General features: G+C 67.8%; 14 protein-coding genes. 11 read left to right on the forward strand and 3 right to left on the reverse strand.

The features are described 5' to 3' along the window. The first annotated feature begins 104 nt into the window (after positions 1-104). From gyrA to LZ009_RS09790, 11 genes are all read left to right on the forward strand, one after another. Entirely contained in the window at positions 105-2,723 is a 2,619-nt protein-coding gene (gene gyrA / locus LZ009_RS09740; RefSeq protein ID WP_275697710.1) for a DNA gyrase subunit A, read from the forward strand. Between the two features lie 123 nt (positions 2,724-2,846). Next, positions 2,847-3,929, forward strand: coding sequence for a prephenate dehydratase (gene pheA, locus LZ009_RS09745; RefSeq protein WP_275697711.1), 1,083 nt, complete (start codon positions 2,847-2,849; stop codon positions 3,927-3,929). A gap of 6 nt (positions 3,930-3,935) precedes the next feature. Further along, a complete protein-coding gene (locus LZ009_RS09750) occupies positions 3,936-4,817 on the forward strand; it encodes a prephenate dehydrogenase (protein WP_275697712.1) in 882 nt (293 codons plus the stop codon). Between the two features lie 30 nt (positions 4,818-4,847). Further along, positions 4,848-6,941: a bifunctional 3-phosphoshikimate 1-carboxyvinyltransferase/cytidylate kinase gene (locus LZ009_RS09755; protein WP_275697713.1), complete on the forward strand. Its 2,094-nt coding sequence runs from the start codon at positions 4,848-4,850 to the stop codon at positions 6,939-6,941. A gap of 54 nt (positions 6,942-6,995) precedes the next feature. Next, on the forward strand, positions 6,996-8,723 hold the full coding sequence (gene rpsA / locus LZ009_RS09760) for a 30S ribosomal protein S1 (protein WP_275697917.1): 1,728 nt from the start codon (positions 6,996-6,998) through the stop codon (positions 8,721-8,723). A gap of 108 nt (positions 8,724-8,831) precedes the next feature. Beyond that, positions 8,832-9,137, forward strand: a complete 306-nt coding sequence (locus LZ009_RS09765) for an integration host factor subunit beta (protein ID WP_275697714.1) — start codon at positions 8,832-8,834, stop codon at positions 9,135-9,137. A gap of 30 nt (positions 9,138-9,167) precedes the next feature. Beyond that, on the forward strand, positions 9,168-9,458 hold the full coding sequence (locus LZ009_RS09770) for a LapA family protein (RefSeq protein ID WP_275697715.1): 291 nt from the start codon (positions 9,168-9,170) through the stop codon (positions 9,456-9,458). Then, entirely contained in the window at positions 9,448-10,584 is a 1,137-nt protein-coding gene (lapB, locus tag LZ009_RS09775) for a lipopolysaccharide assembly protein LapB (protein WP_275697716.1), read from the forward strand. Before LZ009_RS09770 ends, lapB begins: the two co-directional genes overlap by 11 nt. Beyond that, a complete protein-coding gene (gene rfaE1, locus LZ009_RS09780; protein ID WP_275697717.1) occupies positions 10,581-11,510 on the forward strand; it encodes a D-glycero-beta-D-manno-heptose-7-phosphate kinase in 930 nt (309 codons plus the stop codon). The genes lapB and rfaE1 overlap by 4 nt, the downstream gene beginning before the upstream one ends. After that, on the forward strand, positions 11,507-12,502 hold the full coding sequence (rfaD, locus tag LZ009_RS09785) for an ADP-glyceromanno-heptose 6-epimerase (RefSeq protein ID WP_275697718.1): 996 nt from the start codon (positions 11,507-11,509) through the stop codon (positions 12,500-12,502). Before rfaE1 ends, rfaD begins: the two co-directional genes overlap by 4 nt. Positions 12,503-12,613: 111 nt before the next feature. Next, a complete protein-coding gene (locus tag LZ009_RS09790) occupies positions 12,614-13,081 on the forward strand; it encodes a ComEA family DNA-binding protein (RefSeq protein ID WP_275697719.1) in 468 nt (155 codons plus the stop codon). Positions 13,082-13,167: 86 nt separating this feature from the next. On the opposite strand, the gene LZ009_RS09795 is transcribed toward LZ009_RS09790, so the two are convergent. From LZ009_RS09795 to LZ009_RS09805, 3 genes are read right to left on the reverse strand one after another with little or no spacing between them, the layout of a single operon-like run. After that, complete coding sequence (locus LZ009_RS09795) at positions 13,168-14,268, reverse strand: NAD(P)/FAD-dependent oxidoreductase (RefSeq protein WP_275697720.1); 1,101 nt, start codon at positions 14,266-14,268, stop codon at positions 13,168-13,170. After that, positions 14,265-17,846 carry a hydantoinase B/oxoprolinase family protein gene (locus tag LZ009_RS09800; protein ID WP_275697721.1) on the reverse strand — a complete coding sequence of 1,194 codons (3,582 nt, stop codon included), beginning with the start codon at positions 17,844-17,846 and terminating at the stop codon, positions 14,265-14,267. Before LZ009_RS09800 ends, LZ009_RS09795 begins: the two co-directional genes overlap by 4 nt. Further along, on the reverse strand, positions 17,843-18,490 hold the full coding sequence (locus tag LZ009_RS09805; protein WP_275697722.1) for an aspartate/glutamate racemase family protein: 648 nt from the start codon (positions 18,488-18,490) through the stop codon (positions 17,843-17,845). The genes LZ009_RS09800 and LZ009_RS09805 overlap by 4 nt, the downstream gene beginning before the upstream one ends. Positions 18,491-18,500 lie beyond the last annotated feature (10 nt).

The raw sequence follows: 18,500 nt of genomic DNA on the forward strand, positions 1-18,500 counted from the left end.
CCCGTAGGACAAAACCTCAATTCCCGCCTTCTGTTGCCCAATCGCGACAGGGTCCGCCGCGACGTAAAATGTCCGGTTTCGCGCACGCACGTCCTTCCCAACGCATGACCTCTTTCGCCAAAGAAACCCTGCCCGTCAGCCTCGAAGAGGAGATGCGGCGGAGCTATCTCGATTACGCGATGAGCGTGATCGTGGGACGCGCCCTGCCCGACGCCCGCGACGGCCTGAAGCCGGTGCACCGGCGCGTGCTGTTCGCGATGCACGAGCTGAACAATGACTGGAACCGGCCGTACAAGAAGTCGGCCCGTATCGTCGGCGATGTCATCGGTAAATACCACCCCCACGGCGACCAGTCGGTCTACGACACCATCGTCCGCCTGGCGCAGGACTTCTCCATGCGCCACATGCTGGTGGATGGACAAGGCAACTTCGGCTCGGTCGACGGCGACAACGCCGCGGCCATGCGGTACACGGAAATCCGCCTGGCCAAGATCGCCCACGAGATGCTGGCCGACATCGACAAGGAAACCGTCGATTTCGGGCCCAACTACGACGGCAGCGAGAAGGAACCGCTGGTCCTGCCGTCCAAGCTGCCCAACCTGCTGGTCAACGGCTCGGGCGGCATCGCCGTGGGCATGGCCACCAACATCCCGCCGCACAACCTGAACGAGGTGGTCGACGCCTGCCTGCACCTGCTGCGCAACCCGGAAGCAACCATCGATGAATTGATGGAGATCATCCCGGCGCCGGATTTCCCCACGGCCGGCATCATCTATGGCATCTCCGGCGTCAAGGAAGGCTACCGCACCGGCCGCGGCCGGGTGGTGATGCGCGCCAAGTGCCACTTCGAGGACATCGACCGCGGCCAGCGCACGGCGATCATCGTCGACGAGCTCCCCTACCAGGTCAACAAGAAGACCCTGCAGGAGCGGATGGCCGAACTGGTCAACGAGAAGAAGATCGAGGGCATCAGCCACATCCAGGACGAGAGCGACAAGTCCGGCATGCGCCTGGTGATCGAGCTCAAGCGCGGCGAAGTGCCCGAAGTGGTGCTGAACAACCTGTACAAGCAGACGCAGCTGCAGGACACCTTCGGCATCAACATGGTGGCCCTGATCGACGGCCAGCCCAAGCTGTGCAATCTGAAGGACCTGATCGCCGTCTTCCTGCAGCACCGCCGCGAAGTGGTGACGCGCCGCACGGTGTTCAACCTGCGCAAGGCCCGCGAGCGCGGCCACGTGCTGGAAGGCCTGGCGGTCGCCCTGGCCAACATCGACGAATTCATCCGCATCATCCGCGAGTCGCCAACGCCGCCGGTGGCCAAGGCCGAACTGATGACGCGCTCCTGGGACTCCGCGCTGGTGCGCGAGATGCTGACCCGCGCCAAGGCCGACGGCGGCGTGATCAACGCCGACGACTACCGCCCCGAAGGCCTGGAGCGCCAGTTCGGCATGATGTCGGACGGCCTCTATCGCCTGTCCGACACCCAGGCCCAGGAAATCCTGCAGATGCGCCTGCAGCGCCTGACCGGCCTGGAGCAGGACAAGATCGTCACCGAATACCGCGAGGTGATGGCCGAGATCGACGACCTGCTGGACATCCTGGCCCGCCCCGAGCGCGTGTCGACCATCATCACCGAGGAACTCGGCGCGCTGCGCAGCGAGTTCGGCCAGACCAAGCTGGGCGCCCGCCGTTCGACCATCGAGCACAACGCGCAGGACCTGGCGACCGAAGACCTGATCACGCCCACCGACATGGTGGTGACGCTCTCGCACCTGGGCTACATCAAGAGCCAGCCGCTCTCCGAATACCGCGCGCAGAAGCGCGGCGGCCGCGGCAAGCAGGCGACGCAGACCAAGGAAGACGACTGGATCGACCAGCTCTTCATCGCCAACACGCACGACTACCTGCTGTGCTTCTCCAACCGCGGCCGCCTGTACTGGCTGAAGGTGTGGGAAGTGCCGGCGGGCTCGCGCGGCTCGCGCGGCCGTCCGATCGTCAACATGTTCCCGCTGCAGGAAGGCGAGAAGATCAACGTAGTGCTGGCCCTCACCGGCGAGTTCCGCAGCTTCCCGGCGGACCACTACGTGTTCATGGCGACGTCCATGGGCACGGTGAAGAAGACGGCGCTGGACGAATTCAACAACCCGCGCAAGGCCGGCATCATCGCCGTCGACCTGGACAAGGGCGACTTCCTGATCGGCGCCGCCCTCACCGACGGCAAGCACGACGTGATGCTGTTCTCCGACGGCGGCAAGGCGGTGCGCTTCGACGAGAACGACGTGCGGCCCATGGGCCGGGCGGCGCGCGGCGTCAAGGGCATGCAGCTCGATGAAGGCCAGGGCGTCATCGCCATGCTGGTGGCCGAGGACGAACAGCAAAGCGTGCTGACCGCCACCGAGAACGGCTACGGCAAGCGCACGCCGATCGGCGAGTACACCCGCCACGGCCGCGGCACCAAGGGGATGATCGCCATCCAGCAAAGCGAGCGCAACGGCAAGGTCGTGGCTGCCACGCTGGTGCACACCGACGACGAGATCATGCTGATCACCGACCGCGGCGTGTTGGTGCGCACGCGCGTCAGCGAGATCCGCGAGCTGGGTCGGGCGACGCAGGGCGTGACGCTGATCGGCCTGGACGAAGGTTCCAAGCTCAGTGGGCTGCAGCGGATCGTGGAGAACGATGCGGCCGCTCCCGAGGGCGAAGAGACGCCCGAAGCGTAGGGTGGGTTCGCGAACGCGACCCCACCATCCCATCGCCCACGGGCGGTTTCGTCCATCCGGACGTAAACCGCCCGTTCTTCGTAAGAATTCGTCACCGCGTCCCTTATAGTTAGCCCCTTCCCCATGGCCAAGTCCCTCACCGAGCTCCGCACCGGCATCGATGCAGTCGACCGCGAACTGCTGGCGCTGCTCAATCGCCGCGCGGCGCTGGCCAACGAGGTCGGCGAGATCAAGCGCGCCGAGGGCTCGCCGGTGTTCCGGCCCGAGCGGGAAGCGCAGGTGATCAACGGCCTGCAGGACGCCAACCCGGGGCCGCTCAAGGGCGACAACATCGCCCACATCTGGCGCGAGATCATGTCCGCCTGCCGCGCGCTGGAAGCGCCGCAGCGCGTCGCCTATTTGGGCCCGGCCGGCACCTTCAGCGAGCAGGCCGCGCTGCAGTTCTTCGGCAGCAGCATCGAGCACGTGCCCTGCGTCAGCATCGACGAGGTCTTCCGCGCCACGGCCGGCGGCTCCGCGCAGTTCGGCGTGGTGCCGGTGGAGAACTCCACCGAAGGCGTGGTCGCCCGCTCGCTGGACCTGTTCCTCAATTCGCCGCTGCACATCGTGGGCGAAACCAGCCTGCAGGTGCGCCACAACCTGCTGCGCAAGAACAACGCACTGGACGGCATCGAGGCGGTGCTGGCCCACCCACAGGCGCTGGCGCAGTGCCAGGGCTGGCTCAACAACCACCTGCCCAACGTGGAGCGGCGCGCCGTCTCGAGCAACGCCGAAGGCGCGCGCCTCGCGGCCGGCAACCCGGCCTGGGCCGGCATCGCCAGCGATCGCGCGGCCACCGAGTTCGGCCTGCACATCGCGGCCCACGCCATCCAGGACGACGCGTACAACCGCACGCGCTTTGCCGTGATCTGCCTGCCGCAGACGCTGAAGGTGCCGGAAGCCTCGGGCAGGGACTGCGTGAGCCTCATCGTTTCGGTGCCCAACAAGCCCGGCGCGGTGCACGACATCCTGGTGCCGTTGAAAAAGCACGGCGTCTCGATGACCCGTTTCGAATCCCGCCCCGCACGTTCGGGCCAGTGGGAATACTATTTCTACATCGACCTGCAGGGACACCCGTCGCAACCGCCCATGGCGGCCGCGCTGGCCGACCTGCAGTCGCTCTGCGCCTTCTACAAGGTGCTGGGCACCTACCCCCTCGGGGAATAAAGAAAAATGGCAGCGAAGTTCGAGCAGCTGGGTTTGATCGGGTGCGGCCTGATGGGCGGCTCGTTCGCGCTCGCCGCCAAGCGCGCCGGCCTGGTCAAGCGCGTCGTGGGCTACAGCAAGTCGCCCTCCACCACCGAGCGCGCGCGCCAGATGGGCATCATCGACGTCGAGGCGCCTTCGGCCCTGCTGGCCGTGTCGGGCGCCGACCTCGTGCTGTTGGCCGTGCCGGTGTCGGCGACCGAAGCGACCTTCAAGGCGATCCGCCACCTGATCACGTCCAACATGCTGATCATGGACGTGGGCTCGACCAAGCGCGACGTGGTCGATGCGGCCACGCGCGTGCTGGGCAACAACCTCGGTTCCTTCGTGCCGGCGCATCCGATCGCCGGCAAGGAAGTGTCCGGCGTCGAACATGCCGACCCGGAGCTCTACGTCGGCAAGCAGGTGATCCTCACGCCCGGCCCGAAGACGCAGGTCAACCACCTGAAGCGCGCCGTCGAACTGTGGGAAGGCATGGGCTGCCACGTGCAGCAGATGGCGCCAGAAGCGCACGACGCCGCCTTTGCCGCGGTGAGCCACATGCCTCACCTGCTGGCGTTCGCGCTGATGCACGCCATCATCAACCAGCCGATGGGCAAGGATTTCCTGGCCCTGGCCGGCCCGGGCTTCCGCGATTTCACGCGCATCGCCGCCAGCGACCCCAAGATGTGGCGCGACGTGCTGCTCGCCAACAAGCTCGAGGTCGTCGAGCAGGCCAAGATGTTCCAGCGCAGCCTGCTCAACATGCTGCAGATGGTGGAAGACTCCCAGGGCGAGAAGCTGGAAGGCATGATCGAGCAGGCCTCGAACAGCCGCTCGCACTGGCGCATGGGCCAAAAAGGCAAGTAAGCAGGCGGCCGCGCGCGGCCGCCGACCGCTATGTTCACGACCGCATTCCTGGACCTCCCGCCGCTGGAGGAAGCCGCCGGCACCGTCACGCTGCCGGGCTCGAAGAGCATCTCCAACCGGGTTCTGCTGCTCGCCGCGCTCAGCGCGGGCAAGACGGTCGTCCACGACCTGCTCGATTCCGACGACACGCGGGTGATGCTCGATGCGCTGCGCGCGCTCGGTTGCAGCGTGGTGCACCGAGACGCCAGCATCGAGATCACCGGCATCCAGGGCCACGTCATTCCCGCGCAGGCGGGAACCCAGGGCGCCGCGAAGCGCCTCTTCCTCGGCAACGCCGGCACCGCCATGCGGCCCCTCACCGCCGCCCTCGCCCTCCTCGGCGGCGACTTCGAACTCTCCGGCGTCGCCCGCATGCACGAGCGCCCCATCGGCGACCTGGTCGACGCCTTGCGCCAGCTGGGCTGCCGCATCGACTACCTGGGCACCGAAGGCTACCCGCCGCTGAAGATCCACCCCGCGACCGCACTGAAACTGGACGCGCCGATCAGCGTCCGCGGCGACGTCTCCAGTCAGTTCCTCACGGCGCTGCTGATGGCCCTGCCGCTGGCGAGTCATAGCGCCCCCACGCCCGGCACTAACGTGTCCGGGCTGCCCCCCGAGGGGGCTGCCCCGCCTAGGGGCGGCCCGTCGGCGGGGCACGACATCGTGATCGAGGTCGTCGGCGATCTGATCTCCAAGCCCTACATCGAGATCACGCTGAAGATGCTGGAGCGCTTCGGCATCGCGGTGCGCCGCGACGGCTGGCAGCGCTTCACCATCCCGGCCGGCAGCCGCTACGTGTCGCCCGGCGAGATCCACGTGGAGGCCGACGCGTCCTCCGCCAGCTATTTCATCGCCCTCGGCGCCATCGCCGCGCGCCCGGGCGCCCCCATCCGCATCGAAGGCGTGGGCGCCGACTCGATCCAGGGCGACATCCGCTTCGTCGAGGCCGCGCAGCAGATGGGCGCGCAGGTCACGAGCGGCCCCAACTGGCTGGAAGTCACCCGCGGCGCCTGGCCCCTGAAGGCCATCGACCTCGACTGCAACCACATCCCGGACGCCGCGATGACGCTGGCCGTGATGGCGCTCTACGGCGACGGCCCCAGCACGCTGCGCAACATCGCCAGTTGGCGCGTGAAGGAAACCGACCGCCTGGCCGCCATGGCGACCGAGCTGCGGAAGCTGGGCGCCGAGGTCGAGGAAGGCGCCGACTTCCTGCGCGTGACGCCGCCCGCCGATTGGCACGCCGCGTCCATCCACACCTACGACGACCACCGCGTGGCCATGTGCTTCGCCCTGGCGGCCTTCAACCGGCGCGGCGCCCACGTGCGCATCGAAGACCCGAAGTGCGTCGCCAAGACTTTCCCGGACTTCTTCGAGGTGCTGTTCTCCGTGAGCCGAACCGACGCCCCGCACATCCCCGTGGTCTGCGTCGACGGCCCCACGGCCTCCGGCAAGGGCACCCTGGCCTCGGAAGTGGCCCACCGCCTGGGCTACCACTACCTGGATTCGGGCGCGCTCTACCGCATCACCGGCCTGGCCGCCACGCGGGCCGGGCTGGCGCTGGACGAGGCGCACGAGCACACCATTGCCAAGATGGCCGAGACGCTGCCGATCGTGTTTACCGGCGGCCGGGTGCTGCTGGCCGAGGCCGACGTGACGGACGCCATCCGCACCGAGGAAGCCGGCATGAACGCCTCCCGGGTGTCCGCCCTGCCCGCCGTGCGCACCGCCCTGGTGGCGCTCCAGCAGGGCTTTCGCAAGCTGCCCGGCCTGGTCGCCGACGGCCGCGACATGGGCACGGTGATCTTCCCGGACGCCACCCTCAAGGTCTACCTGACGGCCAGCGCCGCGCAACGCGCCGAACGCCGGTATAAGCAGTTGATTTCAAAGGGGATTTCAGCTACACTCCCGGGTCTTCGGGCAGACCTCGAGGCCCGCGATGCGCGCGATTCCAACCGCACCGTGGCCCCCTTGAAGCCTGCCCAGGATGCCCTCCTGCTGGATAACTCGAGCCAAACGGTTGAAGAATCGGTGGCGCAAGTGCTTCGGTGGTGGGAGGAGAAGCAACCCTTCTCCGAGTAAGCAGTACCCAGGCCCCCGGCACTCCTCTCGCGCAGCAGCGCACTGGTGACGGGGATCGACAACCTAACCCCCGCGGAGCAATCCGCAAACTCAATGTCTGAATCTTTTGCCGCCCTGTTCGAAGAATCGCTGCAACGCGCTGAAATGCGCGCGGGCGAAGTCATCACCGCCGAAGTTGTCCGCGTGGAACACAACCACGTCGTCGTCAACGCCGGCCTGAAGTCGGAAGCCTACATTCCGATCGACGAATTCAAGAACGACCAGGGCGAAGTCGAAGTGCAAGCCGGTGACTTCGTCTCCGTTGCCATCGACGCCATCGAAAACGGCTACGGCGACACCATCCTGTCGCGCGACAAGGCCAAGCGCCTCGCCTCCTGGATGTCCCTGGAGAAGGCGCTGGAGTCCGGCGAATTCGTCACCGGCACCACCACCGGCAAGGTCAAGGGCGGCCTGACCGTCCTGGTCAACGGCATCCGTGCCTTCCTGCCCGGCTCGCTGATCGACACCCGTCCCATCAAGGACCTGTCGCCCTACGAGAACAAGACCCTGGAATTCAAGGTCATCAAGCTCGATCGCAAGCGCAACAACGTGGTGCTGTCGCGCCGCGCCGTCGTCGAAGCGTCGATGGGCGAAGAGCGCGCCAAGCTGATGGAAACCCTGAAGGAAGGCTCCATCGTGCGCGGCGTGGTCAAGAACATCACCGAGTACGGTGCGTTCGTGGACCTCGGCGGCATCGACGGCCTGCTGCACATCACCGACATGGCCTGGCGCCGTGTCCGCCACCCGAGCGAAGTGGTCACCGCCGGCCAGGAAATCACCGCCAAGATCCTCAAGTTCGACACCGAGAAGAACCGCGTGTCCCTGGGCCTGAAGCAGATGGGCGACGATCCGTGGCTGGGCGTGTCCCGCCGCTACCCGCCGGGCACCCGCATGTTCGGCAAGGTCACCAACATCGCCGACTACGGCGCGTTCGTGGAACTGGAACCCGGCATCGAAGGCCTGGTGCACGTCTCCGAAATGGACTGGACCAACAAGAACGTGGCCCCGTCCAAGGTCGTGTCGCTGGGTGACGAAGTCGAAGTCATGGTCCTCGAGATCGACGAAGACAAGCGCCGCATCAGCCTGGGCATGAAGCAGTGCAAGGCCAACCCCTGGCAGGAATTCGCGCAGAACACCAAGCGCGGCGACCGCGTCAAGGGCCCGATCAAGTCGATCACCGACTTCGGCGTGTTCGTCGGCCTGGCCGCCGGCATCGACGGCCTGGTGCACCTGTCCGACCTCTCGTGGAACGAAACCGGCGAAGCCGCGGTTCGCAACTACAAGAAGGGCCAGGAAGTCGAAGCCATCGTGCTGGGCGTGGACGTCGACCGCGAGCGCATCTCCCTGGGCATCAAGCAGCTGGATGGCGACCCGTTTGCCACCTTCACCTCGGTGCATGACAAGGGTTCCGCCGTCACCGGCAAGGTCAAGACCGTCGACGCCAAGGGCGCCGAGATCGACCTGGGCGAGGACATCATCGGCTACCTGCGTGCCTCCGAAATCAGCCGCGACCGCGTGGAAGACGCGCGCAACGTGCTGAAGGAAGGCGACGAAGTCACGGCAGTCGTCGTGAACATCGACCGCAAGACCCGCAACATCCAGCTGTCCATCAAGCAGAAGGACATGATCGACGAGCAGGGCGCGATGGCCAACCTGAGCCAGCAGTCCGCCCGCGAGAACGCCGGCACGACCAGCCTGGGCGCGCTGCTGCGTGCCAAGCTGGACAACTCCTCCGACAAGTAATGACGGAATGACCTCGCTGCTGCGCAGCGTCGATGACGCAATGACCTGGTCATTGCAGTCATTGACGCCGCGCCGGCGGCGAAGTCATGCGTTGCGCAGCAAAGCGTCATGACCCGAAGCGACCTCGTCGAAGAACTGGCCTCCCGGTTCAGCCAGCTCACCCACCGCGACGCCGAATACGCCGTCAAGACCATTCTTGACGCGATGAGCGAAGCGCTGGTGCGCGGCCACCGGATCGAGATCCGCGGCTTCGGCAGCTTCTCCATCAACCGCCGCCCGCCCCGCATGGGCCGCAATCCCCGTTCGGGCGAGAGCGTGCACATCCCGGAAAAGCGGGTTCCGCACTTCAAGCCGGGCAAGGCCCTGCGCGAAGCGGTGGACGAGCGGACCAAGGAGTTGGAGAAAAAGGGCTAGGCCCTAGAATTTGGACTCCGGAAGGGCCAAATGAAATACCTCGCATGGCTGCTCAAGGCAGCCATTTTTTTTACGCTGTTCGCCTTCGCGCTGAACAACCAGCAGGACGTCACCGTCCACTTCTTCTTCGGCACCCACTGGACGGCGCCGCTGGTGCTGGTGGTGCTCGCCGCCTTTGCCGCCGGGCTGGCCATCGGCGCCCTGGGCATGGTGCCGCGCTGGCTGGCGCACCGCCGCGCGATGCGCCTGGCGCGCGACGACGCCAACGCCAGCACGCTGATCGGGCCGCAGACGCGCTCCGGCAACCCGCATGGACTTTGACCTCACCTGGCTGCTCTGGGGCCTGCCGATCGCCTTCGGCCTGGGCTGGCTCGCCTCGCGCCTGGACCTGCGCCAGCTGCGCATCGAGAACCGCCTCGCGCCCAAGGCCTACTTCCGCGGCCTGAACTTCCTGCTGAACGAACAGCAGGACCAGGCCATCGACGCCTTCATCGAGGCCGTGCAGAACGACCCCGACACCTCCGAGCTGCACTTCGCGCTGGGCAACCTGTTTCGCCGCCGCGGCGAGTACGAGCGGGCCGTGCGCGTGCACGAGCACCTGCTGTCGCGCGCCGACCTCTCGCGCGCCGACCGCCATCGCGCCCAGCATGCCCTCGCCCTCGACTTCCTGAAGGCCGGCCTGCTCGATCGGGCCGAGGAAGCCCTGCGCAAGCTCGAAGGCAGCGCCTACGAGGAACAGGCCCTGCTCGCGCTGCTGGCCATCTACGAGCGTTCGCGCGACTGGCCGCAGGCCGCCGAGATCGCCCGCAAGCTCGAAGCGGCCGGCAGCGGCGGCCAGTTCGCCGGCCGCCTGGCGCACTACCTGTGCGAGCAGGCCACCAGCGCCGCGCCCGAGGCGGCACGCGAACTGCTGGAGCGCGCGATGAAGATCGCGCCCAAGGCGCCGCGCCCCCGCATGGAACTGGCGGCGCTCGCCCGCCGCGCCGGCGACCCGCAGGGCGCCTGGACGCTGCTGTCCGAGCTGGCGCAGGTGGTGCCCTCTTCGGTGCCGCTGGTGGCCAAGCCCCTGACGGACGTGGCCGCGGCCTGCGGCCGCGAGGCGGAAGCCCGCGCCATCCTCGAAGGCAGCTACGAACACACGCCTTCGCTCGACGTGCTGGATGGCATCGCCAGCCTGGACGCCGACGCCGAGAAAGCCCGCAACCGCTACGTCGAACACCTCAAGCGCGAGCCCTCGCTGGTCGCCGCCGCCAAGTGGATCGCCGGCGAGAAGCTGGAGCACGAGCAGTTCCATCCGGACGTGCAGCGCGCGCTGGACCACGCCGTGAAGCCGCTCACGCGCTACCGCTGCGCCGCCTGCGGCTTCGAGGCCAAGACGCATTTCTGGCAATGTCCCGGCTGCCAATCCTGGGACAGCTACCCCGCACGAAGGGTGGAAGAACTATGAACCCGAGCCAACAACAGATCGCCGCGGCCCGCGTGCTGGTGGTGGGCGACGCCATGCTGGACCGCTACTGGCACGGCGCCGTCGAACGCATCTCGCCGGAAGCCCCGGTGCCGGTGGTCAAGGTGTCGCGCGAGGAAGAGCGCATCGGCGCCGCCGCCAACGTGGCCTACAACGTCAGCACGCTGGGCGCGCAGGCCAGCTTCCTGGGCGTGGTGGGCGACGACGAGCCGGGGCACCGCCTCGAGAAGCTGCTGACCGAGACCGGCATCCGCACGCACTTGAAGCGCGACCCGGGCCTGCGCACCACCGTCAAGCTGCGCGTCATCGGCCGGCAGCAGCAGTTGCTGCGCATGGACTTCGAGAACGAGCCCGACCACGAGGTGCTGGCGCTGCAGAACGAAGCCTTCGCCGGCCTCGTCGACGCGCAGGACGCGGTGCTGTTCTCCGACTACGGCAAGGGCGGCCTCGCCCACATCCCCGCCATGATCGCGGCGGCCCGCGGCGCCGGCAAGACCGTGCTGGTCGACCCCAAGGGCCACGACTACGGCCGCTACCGCGGCGCCAGCGTCATCACGCCCAACCGCGCCGAACTGCAGGACGTGATCGGCCGCTGGAGCAGCGAGGCCGAACTGAACGCCAAGGCGCACAAGCTGCGCGCCGAGCTCGACCTCGATGCGCTGCTGCTCACGCGCAGCGAGGAAGGCATGACCTTGTTCGACGCGCAGGGCGAATTCACCGTCAAGGCGCAGGCGCGCGAAGTGTTCGACGTCACCGGCGCCGGCGACACCGTCATCGCCACGCTGGCGACCATGGCCGCCGCGGGCCTGAGTCTGCGCGAGGCCGTGCCGATCGCCAACAAGGCCGGCGGCATCGTGGTGGGCAAGTTCGGCACCGCCACCGTCTCTTACCAGGAACTGTTCTCATGACCCGCGTAGTCGTCACCGGCGCGGCCGGTTTCATCGGATCCAACATCGTCAAGGGCCTCAACGCCCGCGGCATCGACGACATCATCGCCGTCGACGACCTGACGCAAGGCGACAAGTTCCGCAACCTCGCCGACCTGCGCATCGCCGACTACGTCGATGCCGACAACTTCTATGCGATGTTTGCCGAAGGCGTGTTCGGCAAGGTCGAAGCCGTGTTCCACGAGGGCGCCTGCAGCGACACGATGGAGTCGGACGGCAAGTACATGATGGACAACAACTACGGCGTGTCCATGGCGCTGTTCGAGGCCTGCGAGCAGCACGGCACGCGCATGCTGTATGCGTCGTCCGCCGCGGTCTACGGCGGCAGCGACACCTTCCAGGAAACGCCGCAGTTCGAGCTGCCGCTGAACGTCTACGGCTACAGCAAGCTGCTGTTCGACCAGCGCATGCGGCGCGAGACCGAGAACTTCAAGCGCAACAGGAAGCAGGTGGTGGGCTTCCGCTACTTCAACGTCTACGGCCCGCGCGAGCAGCACAAGGGCCGCATGGCGAGCGTGGCCTTCCACCAGTTCAACCAGTTCCGCGACCACGGCAAGGTCAAGCTGTTCGGGGAGTACGGTGGCTATGGGCCCGGCGAGCAGACGCGCGACTTCGTCTTCGTCGACGACGTGGTGGCCGTCAACCTGTGGTTCTACGACCACCCGGACAAGTCCGGCGTGTTCAACCTCGGCACCGGCCGGGCCCAGCCTTTCAACGACGTGGCCGTGGCGGTGGTCGACACGCTCAAGGGCGGCGGCGTGCCCGATGCGGCTGCGGCAGTGCAGCAAGACCTGCTGGAATACGTGCCCTTCCCCGACGCCCTGCGCGGCAAGTACCAGTGCTACACCCAGGCCGACCTGACGGCCTTGCGCGCCGCCGGATGTGACCATGTGTTCGCCGACGTGGCGACCGGCGTGGCGAAGTACATGCAGGTGCTGGCGACGCGCGATTGAGGTTCCAGCGCCCCCCCGGGTAATCCCTGAACGTCAACGGGCTTGCCCATCCACCCGTTGTGGGATCAGCCGGCCCGCCGGGCCAGCCCAATCCCAGTTCAGGAGAACTGCATGCTGAAGAAAATCCTGGCCGTCCTGGCCATGCTGTACGCCGTCGCCAGCTTCGCCGCCGTCGACGTGAACAAGGCCACCGCGGCCGAACTCGACGCGGTGAAGGGCATCGGCCCCACCACTTCCAAGGCCATCGTCGCCGAGCGCAAGAAGGGCGACTTCAAGAGCTGGGAAGACCTGATCGCCCGCGTCAAGGGCATCGGCGAGACCAAGGCCACCACCCTGTCGAAGGAAGGCCTGACGGTCAGCGGCGCCCAGTTCACCAAGGCCGACGCGAAGGCTGCCAAGAAGGACGCCAAGGAAGAGAAGAAGGAAGCCAAGGCCGCCGCCAAGGAAGAAAAGAAGGAAGCCAAGGCGGAGAAGAAGGAAGAGAAGGCCATGGCCAAGGCCGACAAGAAGGACGAGAAGAAGGCCGCCGAAGCCAAGCCGGCCGCCAGCGCCAAGCCCGCTGCCAGCGCGAAGAAATAAGCGCCGTCATCCCCGCGCGGTGACGCGCACGCGCGTCATCCCCGCGCAGGCGGGGACCCAGGAAGGCCCGCACCCGCGGGCCTTCCTCATTCCCGCAACCGCCCCGGCGAAAACACCCCCGCCTCCGGCACCGCGCTCCCGGCAATCAACGCCGCCGCCATTTCGCTCGCGCCGGCCGCGGTCTGGATCCCATACCCGCCCTGCGCGGCCAGCCAGAAGAAACCCGCCTTCCCCGGCTCGAACCCGATCACCAGCTCGCCGTCGGCCACGAAGGACCGCAGCCCGGCCCAGGTCGCCACCGGCCGCCGGATCTGCAGCGTGGTCACCGCTTCGATCTGGTGGATGCCCAGCGCGATGTCCAGTTCTTCGGGCAGCACGTCGTGGGGGTCCACGGGGTCGGCGTTCGCCGGCGAACCGAGCAGCAGTCCCGCATCGGGCTTGAAGTAGTAGTTCTCGTCGACGCCGACCACCGCCGGCCAGTCGTGCACGTCGATGCTCTCGGGGGGCCGGAAGGTGAAGGCACTGCGGCGGCGCGGCTGCAGGCCCACGGGCGGCACGCCGGCAAGCTTGGCGAGCGCGTCCGCCCAGGCACCGGCGGCATTCACTAGGACCGGCGCAGTCAAGCTCTCGCCCTGTTGCGTGTGCACCGTCCATGCCGCGCCATCGTGGGTCGCCGCAACCACGGACTGGCCGCAACGCACTTCGCCGCCGCGCTGGCGCAGCCCCCGCAGGAAGCCCTGGTGCAGCGCGTCGACGTCTATGTCCTCGCCGGCCGGGTCGTACAGGGCGCCGTGCACGACCTCCGGCCGCAGGCAGGGCACGCGCTGCAGCGCCTGCGCCGCATCGAGCTTAACCAGCCCCGCGCAACCCGGGGCCAGTTCGGCATGGAGCGCCTGCATCCGGTCGGCCTGTTCGTGCGTGGCGAGATAGAGCACGCCGCGTGGCGCGAGCAGCGGCACATCGGTGAATCCCAGCGGCGGCTGCTCGTAGAAGCTGCGGCTGGCACGCGTGAGGGCGCGCACGCCGGGCGGGCCGTAGCTCTCCATGAACATCGCGGCCGAGCGGCCCGTGGAGTGGTAGCCGGGCTGCGCTTCGCGCTCCAGCACCAGCACCTTGCGGGTGGCCGCCAGGCGCCAGGCCAGCGAGGCACCGGCGATGCCCGCGCCGACGACGATGACGTCGATCACCGGCCGAAGCCGCCGCCGCCCGGCGTGTGGATCTCGAAGATGTCGCCCGGCTCCATCTGCGCGGAGCCGATGTGCTCCAGCTGTTCGACCCGGCCGTCGCGGCGCACCACGCGGTTGATGCCCACCTGCCCCGGCGAGCCGCCCGCCATGCCGAAAGACGGCACCTTGCGGCCGTTGGACAGGATGCTGGCCGTCATCTGCTCGAGGAAGCGCACGCGGCGCACGCCGCCGTTGCCGCCGTGCCAGCGGCCCGCGCCACCCGAACCGGCGCGGATCTCGTAGCTTTCCAGCCGCACGGGGAATCGGAACTCCAGCACCTCGGGATCGGTGAGGCGCGAGTTGGTCATGTGCGTCTGCACGACGCTCGTGCCGTCGAAGCCCTCGCCCGCGCCGCTGCCGCCCGAGATCGTCTCGTAGTACTGGTGGCGCGCATTGCCGAAGGTGAAGTTGTTCATCGTGCACTGGCCGGCCGCCATCACGCCGAGCGCGCCGTACAGCGTGTTCGTGATGCAGGTGGAAGTCTCGACGTTGCCCGCCACCACCGAGGCCGGCGGATGCGGGTTCAGCATGCAGCCGTCGGGGATGATCACCTTCAGCGGCTTCAGGCAGCCGGCGTTGAGCGGGATGTCGTCGTTCACCAGGGTGCGGAACACGTACAGCACCGCCGCCATGCACACCGCGCGCGGCGCGTTGAAGTTGTTCACCTGCTGCGGCGAGGTGCCGGTGAAGTCGATCTCGGCGCTGCGCTCCTGCGCGTTCACGCGGATCTGCACGTGGATCTGCGCGCCGTTGTCCAGCGGAAGGGTGAACTCGCCGTCCTTCAGCTTCGTGATGACGCGGCGCACCGACTCCTCGGCGTTGTCCTGCACGTGGCGCATGTAGGCCTGCACGACGTCCAGGCCGAACTGGTCGACCATCTTGCGCAGTTCCTGCACGCCCTTCTCGTTGGCGGCGATTTGCGCCTTCAGGTCCCCCATGTTCTGCTCGGGATTACGAGAAGGATGCTTGCCGGAGCGCAGCAGCGCCAGCATCTCCTGCTCGCGCAGCGTCCCGCGGTCCACCAGCTTGAAGTTGTTGATCTCGACGCCTTCTTCCTCGATGCGGGTCGAGAACGGCGGCATCGAGCCGGGGGTGATGCCGCCGATGTCGGCATGGTGTCCGCGGGAGCCGACGTAGAACATCGGGAAATTGGGTTCTGACCCCAAATAAACGGGCGTGATCACCGTCACGTCCGGCAGGTGCGTCCCGCCGTTGTACGGATCGTTCAGCACGTACACGTCCCCGGGCGCCATCGTGGCCCGGTTCTCGCGGATCACGGTCTTGATGCTCTCGCCCATGCTGCCCAGGTGCACCGGCATGTGCGGCGCGTTGGCGATCAGGTTGCCCTCGGCGTCGAACAGCGCGCAGGAGAAGTCCAGCCGCTCCTTGATGTTCACCGAGTAGGCGGTGTTCTGCAGCTGCAAGCCCATCTGCTCGGCGATGTTCATGAAGAGGTTGTTGAAGACCTCCAGCAGCACTGGGTCCATCTGCGTGCCGGCTGCGAACTTCACGTCGCGCGGCACCTTGCGATCCAGCAGGATGTGGTCCAGCTCGGTGATGCGCGCTTCCCAGCCGGGCTCGACCACCGTCGTTGCGTTCTTCTCCGCGATGATGGCCGGGCCGGCGACCGCATCACCGGGACGCAGGTCCTCGCGCACCACCAGCGCGGCGTCGTGCCAGCGGCCGCCCGAGTACATGCGCACGGTCTCGCGGCGCGGCACCTCGCGCGCGGGCTGCAGCGCCTGCCTGGCCTCGGCCGGCGCGTCGCCGGCGACGATGGCTTCCACCGACACCGCTTCCACGATCATCGGCTTGCCGGGCATCAGGAAGGAATAGCGCTGACGGTAGGCCGTCTCGAAACCGCGGACGATGGCGTCGAGCGCGCCGAAGGGCACGACCAGCGCCGAGTCGCTGCCCTGGTAGCGCACGTGCACCCGCTGCCGAACCTCCACCGCGCCGCCGCCGACTTCCTGCTTTTCCAGTTCCGCCCGCGCCGCGGTGGCAAGCGCCTGCAGGCGCTGCGCCACCTCGGGCAGGTTCTCCGGCGCCAGTAGAAGCTCCACCGCTTGTTCGCGGATCACGTTCTGGTCCGCCAGGCCCATGCCGTAGGCGGACAGCACGCCCGCGAGCGGATGCACGAACACGCGCGACATGCCCAGCGCGTCGGCGACCAGGCAGGCGTGCTGGCCGCCGGCGCCGCCGAAGCACTGCAGCGTGTAGCGCGTGACGTCGTAGCCGCGCGCCACCGAGATCTTCTTGATGGCGTTGGCCATCTGCTGCACGGCGATGGCGATGAAGCCTTCGGCCACCTCCTCTGCGCTGCGGCCGCTGCGCTGCGCCAGCTCGCCGAACTTCTGTTCGACCGCTTCGCGGCTGAGCGCCTCGTCGGCATGCGGGCCGAACACTTTGGGGAAATAGGCGGGCTGGATCTTGCCCACCATCACGTTGGCGTCGGTCACCGCCAGCGGGCCGCCGCGCCGGTAGCTGGCCGGCCCGGGATTGGCGCCGGCGCTCTGCGGGCCGACGCGGAAACGGGCACCGTCGAAGGCGAGGATGGAACCGCCGCCGGCCGCCACCGTGTGGATCGACATCATGGGCGCGCGCATGCGCACGCCGGCCACCTGCGTCTCGAACTCGCGCTCGAATTCACCGGCGAAATGCGAGACGTCGGTCGAGGTTCCGCCCATGTCGAAGCCGATCACCTTGGCCTGGCCCGCGAGCTGCGCAGTCCGTGCCATGCCGACGATGCCGCCGGCCGGCCCGGACAGGATCGCGTCCTTGCCTTGGAAGGCGTGGGCATCGGTGAGGCCGCCGGAGGACTGCATGAAGAACAGCTTCACGCCCGGCATTTCGGCCGCCACCTGCTCCACGTAGCGCCGCAGGATGGGCGACAGGTAGGCATCGACCACGGTGGTGTCGCCGCGGCTGACGAATTTCATCATCGGGCTGGTTTCGTGCGAGGTGCTCACCTGCGCGAAGCCCGCCTCCAGCGCGATCTTCTTCGCCGCCGCTTCATGTGCCGTGTAGCGGTAGCCGTGCATGAAGACGATGGCTACGCTGCGCAGGCCGCGCCCGTGGGCCGCCTGCAGCTCCGCACGCAGGTGCGCCTCGTCCAGCGGCTGCTCCATCTCGCCTTGAGCGCCGACGCGTTCGTGGGCCTCGATCACTTCCGAATACAGCAGCTCCGGCAGCACGATGTGCCGGTCGAACAGGCGCGGCCGGTTCTGGTACGCGATGCGCAGCGCATCGCGGAAGCCGCGCGTGGTGACCAGCAAGGTGGGCTCACCCTTGCGTTCCAGCAAGGCGTTGGTGGCGACCGTGGTTCCCATCTTCACGCACTCGACCTGCGCCGGGGTGATGGGCTCGCCCGCCTTCAGTCCCAGCAGGTGGCGGATGCCGGCAACGGCGGCGTCACGGTATTGCTCGGGGTTCTCGGACAGCAGCTTGTGCGTGGCCAGCGTGCCGTCGGGCCGGCGGCCGACGACGTCGGTGAAGGTGCCGCCGCGGTCGATCCAGAACTGCCATTTGGTCGAAGTCATGGAACGATTATGGAGTCGCGCAAGCTGAGCGGACGCAGGCCGGTGGCCTCCGCGAGCTGCTGCGCATAGGGCGGCATGTTGGTGCACTCGAGCACCACCGTGCGCAAGTCGGGTGCACGGCGCTTCAGTTCCACCGCCGCGGCCGCCACGTCGGCGCCGGCTTGCTCCAGGTCCATCCGCGTGTCGTTGCCCAGGATCGGCCGCGCGAACTCGCCTTGCGGATCCACTCCTTGCACCACGACGTCGCCCAGGCGCTCGCGCGGCACGCCCGCCGCTAGCAGGTGCTCTTCCCCGAGATGGGCGGCGCTGATGGTGAGCACCCCCACCCGCCGCTCCCGCGCCAGCAGGGCCGGCAGCTGCAGCAGGCTGGAACTCACGAGCGGTACTTTCAGGGCGGCTTGCAGCTCCTGCTGCAACAGCACCAGGAAGCCACAGCTGGTGGTGAGCACTTCGCAGCCCGCCTCCTCCAGCGCCAGCAAGGCGGCCTGCAACTGGGGCAGCACCCCGGACGCACGCAGGCCGGCCGCGGACTGCACCACCACGCCCGGCGCCAGCCGCGGCACCACCTTCAGCAGGGTGGGAATGGGCCAGCTCGCGGGATTGCCGATGTCGCCCAAGGGACGCGGGAAGCGCGTATCGAGCATCAGGATGCCC

Source organism: Ramlibacter paludis, assembly GCF_022012305.1.
Lineage (GTDB): Bacteria > Pseudomonadota > Gammaproteobacteria > Burkholderiales > Burkholderiaceae_C > Ramlibacter > Ramlibacter paludis.